This window comes from Methylobacterium sp. P1-11 (assembly GCF_008329595.1).
Lineage (GTDB): Bacteria > Pseudomonadota > Alphaproteobacteria > Rhizobiales > Beijerinckiaceae > Methylobacterium.
In genome coordinates this window covers 198,995-205,650 of record NZ_NPKS01000008.1, presented here as the reverse complement: position 1 = coordinate 205,650, position 6,656 = coordinate 198,995, and the positions used below count along the sequence as shown (strand labels likewise).

Annotated in this window: 7 protein-coding genes and 2 pseudogenes; 6 read left to right on the top strand and 3 right to left on the bottom strand. The window is 70.0% G+C overall.

What is annotated here, in order from left to right; all coding sequences use genetic code 11:
- A pseudogene (locus CIW48_RS11005) lies at positions 1–187 on the bottom strand (Holliday junction branch migration DNA helicase RuvB); the annotation flags it as partial.
- Between the two features lie 256 nt (positions 188–443).
- Between CIW48_RS11005 and CIW48_RS11000 the strand changes: the two are divergent.
- On the top strand, positions 444–674 hold the full coding sequence (locus CIW48_RS11000; RefSeq protein WP_091780293.1) for a hypothetical protein: 231 nt from the start codon (positions 444–446) through the stop codon (positions 672–674).
- Positions 675–820: 146 nt separating this feature from the next.
- A complete protein-coding gene (locus tag CIW48_RS10995; RefSeq protein WP_149310818.1) occupies positions 821–1,210 on the top strand; it encodes a hypothetical protein in 390 nt (129 codons plus the stop codon).
- On the opposite strand, the gene CIW48_RS10990 is transcribed toward CIW48_RS10995, so the two are convergent.
- Positions 1,182–1,538, bottom strand: a complete 357-nt coding sequence (locus CIW48_RS10990) for a hypothetical protein (protein ID WP_149310817.1) — start codon at positions 1,536–1,538, stop codon at positions 1,182–1,184. The genes CIW48_RS10995 and CIW48_RS10990 overlap by 29 nt on opposite strands.
- A gap of 74 nt (positions 1,539–1,612) precedes the next feature.
- Between CIW48_RS10990 and CIW48_RS10985 the strand changes: the two are divergent.
- Together CIW48_RS10985 and CIW48_RS10980 are read left to right on the top strand one after the other, a co-directional pair.
- Positions 1,613–2,504, top strand: a pseudogene (locus CIW48_RS10985) (diguanylate cyclase).
- Positions 2,505–2,716: 212 nt separating this feature from the next.
- Entirely contained in the window at positions 2,717–3,403 is a 687-nt protein-coding gene (locus CIW48_RS10980) for a response regulator transcription factor (protein ID WP_149310816.1), read from the top strand.
- A gap of 33 nt (positions 3,404–3,436) precedes the next feature.
- Here CIW48_RS10980 and CIW48_RS10975 read toward each other — a convergent pair whose 3' ends face one another.
- Positions 3,437–4,681, bottom strand: a complete 1,245-nt coding sequence (locus CIW48_RS10975; RefSeq protein ID WP_149310815.1) for a DNA topoisomerase IB — start codon at positions 4,679–4,681, stop codon at positions 3,437–3,439.
- Between the two features lie 137 nt (positions 4,682–4,818).
- On the opposite strand from CIW48_RS10975, the gene CIW48_RS10970 reads away from it, so the two are divergent.
- Together CIW48_RS10970 and CIW48_RS10965 are read left to right on the top strand one after the other, a co-directional pair.
- Positions 4,819–5,982, top strand: a complete 1,164-nt coding sequence (locus CIW48_RS10970; RefSeq protein WP_149310814.1) for a glycosyltransferase — start codon at positions 4,819–4,821, stop codon at positions 5,980–5,982.
- Positions 5,983–5,984: 2 nt separating this feature from the next.
- A complete protein-coding gene (locus CIW48_RS10965) occupies positions 5,985–6,644 on the top strand; it encodes a methyltransferase (RefSeq protein ID WP_149310813.1) in 660 nt (219 codons plus the stop codon).
- The last annotated feature ends 12 nt before the right edge of the window (positions 6,645–6,656 follow it).

Sequence of the window (6,656 nt, the reverse complement as noted above, 5' to 3'; positions counted from 1 at the left end):
CGAACAGCACGTGGTCGAGCGCCTGCCCGGTCTTCTTCGCCGCCTCGATGAAGACCTGCATGTTCGCCCGCGCCGCCCGCTGACCGATGAACTCGGCCAGGCTCAACGGGCGGATCGTCTGATCCACGTCGTCGGTGCGCTTCTCCGGCGTCAGGAGCGCGTTGGTCGGAGGCTTCGGCTTGCTCATGAACCCTGCTTCGTGGACCGTGCCGCGCGGCCCGCGATGGACAGTTTCGCAGGACGGCTGGGCACCGGCGCGTCCGGTTTTGTTCTTCCTTACCCGTGAAAGCCGGGAAGTCTAAGCGTTGTGGCCGGGCGCGTAGCCGGGCGCGTAGCCGGGGATGTGAGCTGACGCACGGGCCGCCGCCATCGATGCAACCGAACCCTCGGCCCGTGCATTCCTGGACCAAACCTCCAAGCACGGCCGCAGGGCACATTTCCCCATGAGACTCTGTACGATCGCTGCCGCCGCAGCCGGCGCCGCCATGCTGGCCGTGCCGCTCGCGGCCGAGGCCGCCAACGGCCCGGCCGAGACCAAGGTCGCCGAAGCCAATCCGCAGGTTCATCCCGCCTCGGTGGAGCGCGACGACGACGCTACCTGTAGCCGGGCCCGCCGCCGCCTGTGGATCGAGGGCGAGGGCTGGGTGGTCCGGCGGATCACCACCTGCCGGTGACCGTCCCGCGCCCGGGGCCGTTTGGCTGGACATGACGGCGCCGTTACGCACTCTGCACGACTGGCCACGCGGAACGGCGGGTGATCCGGTCCGTTGGCCCCGCATCCGGCGCGGACCGCGCGCCGACACCCATCGGAGCCGGCCCCATGGCGAACCGGATGATCCTAACCCTGCTCGTGCTCGCCGCGGCAACGCCCGCTTCAGCGCAGACCTTTCGGAGCGCTGATCCCTACGCACCGGTCGCCTACGCGCCCGGGTATGCCGGTGATCCGGGGTTCGCCGGCGAGTTCGTGCGCGGCACCTATATCGGCGCCCCGCTGACCCGCGTGCCGCGTCCGACCCAGATCGTGCCCAGCCCCTGGAGCTACGGCACCTACGGCGTCCCGACAGTGTCGGGCATCCCGGCCGCTCCGGCGGCCCAGCCGACCCTGACGGTGATCAACGCCGCCCCCCAGGAGCGCCGCGGCGGGCGCGCCGTCGGCGCCGACACGGCCCCGGGGGCTCGGATCATCGCGGTTCAGGTTCCCCGGCGCTGAGCGCCGCGAACCACGCCGCGTAGGGCGTGTTGCGGACGAGGTGGCGGTTGAGGTCGGGGCTGCCGTCCGTCCACCAGACCGGCCCGCGCTCGCCGAGCGCGATCTTCGCCGCGTCGACCTCGGCTCTGGCGGAAGCAAGCGCGTCCGCGGCGCCCGGCTCGCCCGCCCGCTCGGACTGCTTGGCCTCCTTCACGCCTCGTCGCGCCGTCATCAGGCGCTTCACCAGTACCGTCCGGCAGGTTTCCGGCAGGTCGGGATTCGCGCGTCGCCACAGACGTTCGCGAACAACGATATAGCGTCGATCCGGAGTGGTAATGGCCACGCTCATACAGGGGTGAGCTCCACCGGGTGTTGAGTTAGGCCTTCCAGCTTAAACCGCGCAGATCAGTCGCGAGCCACGCCATGCGGATCGTCATCGTCGACTCGAGCCGGTCGTGCTGCAGATCATCACGTCACTGATCCAGCCCCGGGGCCACGCGGCGTATGCCTTCACGAATTCCGAGCAGGCGCTGAAATTCCGGGCGGCGACGCCCTCGGTCCGAATCCTGATCGCCAGCCTTGAGGTCCGGCCGCTCTGCGGGCTCGAACTCTGCTGGCCGGCACGATTGCTTGCGGAATCCCGCGGGCCGCTCCACGTCATCACCATGTCGTCGGCGCGCAATGTCCGCAGCTTGGCCGAGGCCCTCGACAGCGGCGCCGACGACTTCATCGAGAAGCCGCCGAACGCCGAGGAACCGAACGCACGGCAGCGCGCGGCCGAACGGTTGACCACCTTGCAGGAGGAATTGATCCGCTTCGCCGAGACGGATCCGCCGACCGGCTCCTGCAATCGGCACACCTTCTTCAACCGCGCGGCGCCGTGGAGCAGAGCCGGGGGACCGGCGCCGTTTCGGCGATCCTCTTCGATATCGGTCATTTCAAGCGCATCAACGACGAGCACGGCCACGATGTCGGCGACTTGTCGATCAAGGCCGTGGCCGATCTGCGCGCGGGGGAGGGGATCGCCGCGCGTCTTGGCGGTGAGGAATTCGCTATCATCCTACCGTGCTGTGACCTCGCGGAGGCGGCAGCGCATGCCGAGCGCCTGCGGACGCGGATCCAGGCCCTGCAAATCCGCGGAGCAGCTGGCCCGATTGGGCTGAGCTGCAGCTTCGGCGTCAGCACATGTCAGCCCGGCGGCAGCGTCGAGGATTTGGTCAAGCGGGCGGATGTTGCCCTCTACGCGGCCAAAGGTGGAAGCCGAAACCGTGTCGTGATCGATCAGGGCGATAGCGTCCGCGCCGTCGCCGGCTGAAGTAAACCGGCTGCCCCATTTTGGCACAGTCGCCCCAGCGATGTCCCGCCGCTGTCCCGGGTTGGCGCATCCATCCGTCGAGTATCCGTTTCGAGGCAGCGATTTTGCCAATATAAAGCTTAATATTCGTCAGTTCCAGATGGAATGGATCTTGGAACTTCGCCTTCGATCCTGGCCGCCTGTATCAAGCCGGGAGAGAGAGGTGCGAGGTCATGAGTACGGCCGTTGGCGTCCTGATCCTGGATGAGCCGGAGGACTTGAGCGCGACGGTGCGCGCCACCTTGGAGCACATGCCCGAGTTCCACACCATCAGCGAGGCCGATCTCGATCGCGCCGAAGCCGGCAGCAACGTCGCCCTAGTCTTTCTCGACGAGATCCGGCTGGCCGATGGTCTCGCCCGCATCGTCGCCCTGAAGGAGCGGCAGCCGAACCTCCGCACGCTGGTCGCCTTCGGTGCCCTCACGGCGGATGACCTTCGCACCCTGCTGGCCGCGGGTGCCGACGCCTTCGTAGCGCGCTCCAAGTCGCCTCGCGAGCTCGGCGCGGCGCTGCTCGCCCTGGCGGAGGGCTCGGATTGCCTGGTTCCCCCGGAGCAGCCGATGACAATGCCGGCGGAAGTGGGCGACAGCCTCGGGCTCACGCCCCGCGAGGCGGAGGTTCTGCGTTTCCTCAGCTCCGGGTTCAGCAACAAGGAAGTCGCGCGGCGCTTGGCATTGAGCGTCCGCACAGTGGAGACGCACCGACTCAACCTTCGGCGTAAGACCCAGACCGGACGACTAAAGGATCTGGTCTCCCTTGCCCGTCAGCTCGGGCTGGCACCCGTGGTCGAGACCGGCGAGCAGGTCCGGCGCGGCACCGACAGCCGCTCGCCGGGCAACGACAACCAATCCCGGCACTGACGGGCGTCCAGTTGATCTCGCAGGGACTGTCTCCTAGGCGGCTACGGCCGACCGCCGGGCCGAAGATGCTCGCTTCGCCTTCGGCCCAGGCTTGGATCCGTGAGACTTGGCGGCTGCCGGCGCCGCCTTGTCCCGCGGCTTCTGCGACCCCCTTCCGCGCGCACCTGCCGGTTTGATCACCTCACCGGCCTTGGCTTCGTCCTCGGCGGCGGACAGGTGCGCCTGCAGCAGCCCGAGCACAGCCGCTTCCTCGGGCCGCAGACGGGAGAGATCCTCGCTCAGCTCGGACTCGACTGCATCCTTGACCTGCAGGAGCAGGCCGCCTTTCAGATAGCTGTCGAGGATGTGCGGGTGGATGTAGCACTTGCGGCAAATCGTCGGCGTGTTGCCGAGACGGCCAGCGACACTCTCGATAGCCGTGCGGATGTTGCGCTTGGCCCCCGCCTCGCTGTCGAAGGTCTCGAACTCCCGCAGCGCCAGCGCCGCCAGCACCGTGCCGGCCCAGGTGCGGAAATCCTTCGCGGTGAAGTCCTCGCCGGTGATCTCGCGCAGGTACGCGTTCACGTCCGAGGAGGTGACGTCGCGCTGGGTGCCGTCCGGGTCCAGATACTGGAACAGCTCCTGGCCCGGCAGATCCTGGCAGGCCTTGACGATCCGGGCGACCCGCCGGTCCTTCAGCGACACGTCCCAGGTCTTGCCGCTCTTGCCCTTGAAGCGGAACGACAGGGCCGCCCCCTCGATCCGGACATGGGGATCGCGCAGAGTCGTCAGGCCGTAGCTCTTGTTGGTCCGCGCGTAGTCGTCGTTGCCGACTCGGATCAGCGTGGTCTCGAGCAGGTGGACCACGGTGGCCAGCACCTTGTCGCGGGAGAGGCCCGGCCGCTTCATGTCGGCGTCAACGCGCCGGCGGATCCCGGGCAGCGCGTCCGCGAAGGCCATGATCCGCGAGAACTTGTTGGCCTCGCGCGCCTGTCGGAAATCTGGATGGTAGCGATACTGCTTGCGCCCCTTGGCGTCGCGGCCCGTTGCCTGGATGTGGCCGTTGCGGCGGGGGCAGATCCAGACATCCGTGTAGGCCGGTGGGATCGCAAGGCTGCGGATGCGGGCCAGCACCGCCTTGTCGCGCACCGGCGCGCCCTTCGCGTCGAGATAGCGGAAGCCCGTGCCGCTCCGGCGGCGCGTCAGCCCAGGCAGGCCGTCATCGACGTAGACGAGCCCGGCCTCTTCGGCCGCGGCGCGGAGGTCTCCGCCGCTCTCCGCCGTCTCGATACACGCCATGAACAACCCCTCCTATCGACGCCGCCCGGCTGCCTCGCCCGGCGAGAAGGCCTTGGACAACAGGCGGCATGTGATCGCCGTTCCGGGGCTGCACATCCGCCGCAGGACGAGCAGCGGCGCCGTGCTAGAGGGGGCGCATGCAGTCCGATGCCGCCCCCGGGAATCTGTCCGTTTCGATGCGCCGCCTGGTCTTCGTGGTGACCGAGGACTGGTTCTTCGCCTCGCATTTCCTGCCGATGGCCCGCGCCGCTATCGGCATGGGCCTTTCGGTCGCGGTCGTCACGCGGGTCCGCGCGCACCGGGCTGCCATCGAGGCGACCGGCGCGCAGGTCGTTCCCCTGGAGGCTGAGCGGGCAAGCCTCAACCCCATGGCCGCGGGCTACGCGGCCGGGCAGCTCGCGGCGATCCTGAAGGCGCTGAAGGCCGACATCGTCCACTGCATCGCCCTGCGCGGCATCCTGGTCGGCGGCACAGCCGCCGCCATGGCGGGCATCCCGTCCCGCGTCTTCGCCCTGACCGGCCTCGGCCTCGTCGGCGCCCGGAGCGACCGGCTCGGGCGGGCGACGCGCCTCGCCCTGCGCGCGCTGATCCGGGGACCGCTGGCCTCGTCCCGGACGCGCTTCCTGTTCGAGAATCCCGACGACGCCCTGGCGCTGGGCCTCGATCCGCTCGACCGGTCGGTGACCGTGGTGGGCGGCGCCGGCGTCGATCCCGCGATCCTCGTCCCGCAACCGCTGCCGCCGATGCCGCCGCTGCGGGTGGCGGTCGTCGCCCGGATGCTCTGGTCGAAAGGGATCGACGTCGCCGTCGAGGCGGTCCGTCTCGCCCGGACCCAGGGCGCGCCGGTGGAGCTGGCGCTGTACGGCGCGCCGGACCCATCGAACCGGCGGGCGATCGACGCCAACACCCTACGCGCCTGGAGCCGCGACGGCATCGTCTGGCACGGACCGACGACCGACGTGGCGGCGGTCTGGGCCGGCCACCACGTCGCCTGCCTGCCCTCCCGCGGCGGCGAGGGCCTGCCGCGGACGCTGCTGGAGGCGGCCGCCTGCGGCCGGGCGCTGGTCGCGTCCGACGTTCCGGGCTGCCGCAGCCTCGTGCGCGACGGCGTCGAGGGCCTGCTGGTTCCCCCCGACGACGCGCCGGCCCTGGCCGCCGCCCTGGCACGCCTGAGCGGCGATGCCGGTCTCGTCGCCGGCCTGGGCGCGGCCGCGCGGGTCCGGATCGAGACCGGGGGCTTCACCGAGGACGCGGTGACCGACCAAGTCCGCGCCGTGTGGCGCGACCTGCTGGAGGCCTGACCGTGCGCGCACCGGACGATCCAGCCGCCTTCATCCGTACCAATACCCGCCTGCTGCCCGTCCCCCACGCGCCCGAGATCCGCCTGCATGTCGCTGACGAGGCGACGGATCTCTGGCAGCGCACCGAGGAGGAATTGCAGGAGATCGGGCTGCCTCCGCCGTTCTGGGCGTTCGCCTGGGCGGGCGGCCAGGCGCTCGCCCGCTACGTCCTTGACAACCCGGACGTCGCGGACGGGGCGCGCGTCGTGGATTTCGCCTCGGGATCCGGCCTCGTAGCGATCGCGGCCGCCCGCGCCGGGGCGCGCCACGTCGTCGCCAGCGATCTCGACCCCTTCGCCATGGCGGCGATCCAGCTGAATGCCGCGGCCAACGGCGTCGGCGACCGCATCGCGGTGGTCTCCGACAATCTCCTCGTCACGGATCCGCAGGTCGATCTGGTCCTGGCCGCCGACGTGTTCTACGAGCGCGACTTGGCCGAGGCCGTGATCGCCTGGCTCGTCGGCCTGCAGGCGCGCGGCGTCACGGTGCTGATTGGCGATCCGGGCCGCACCTACCTGCCGCGGAACCGCCTCGACTGCCTCGCGACCTACGCGGTGCCGGTCTCGCGCGCGCTCGAGGATGCCGAGATCAAGCGCAGCCATGTCTGGCGGCTCCGCGGATGACGGACTCGTCGA

Bases quoted from the DNA above. Each gene is read 5' to 3' on its own strand.
- CIW48_RS11000 (WP_091780293.1), top strand. From the start codon at position 444: ATGAGACTCTGTACGATCGCTGCCGCCGCAGCCGGCGCCGCCATGCTG.
- CIW48_RS10995 (WP_149310818.1), top strand. From the start codon at position 821: ATGGCGAACCGGATGATCCTAACCCTGCTCGTGCTCGCCGCGGCAACG.
- CIW48_RS10990 (WP_149310817.1), bottom strand. From the start codon at position 1,538: ATGAGCGTGGCCATTACCACTCCGGATCGACGCTATATCGTTGTTCGC.
- CIW48_RS10980 (WP_149310816.1), top strand. From the start codon at position 2,717: ATGAGTACGGCCGTTGGCGTCCTGATCCTGGATGAGCCGGAGGACTTG.
- CIW48_RS10975 (WP_149310815.1), bottom strand. From the start codon at position 4,681: ATGGCGTGTATCGAGACGGCGGAGAGCGGCGGAGACCTCCGCGCCGCG.
- CIW48_RS10970 (WP_149310814.1), top strand. From the start codon at position 4,819: ATGCAGTCCGATGCCGCCCCCGGGAATCTGTCCGTTTCGATGCGCCGC.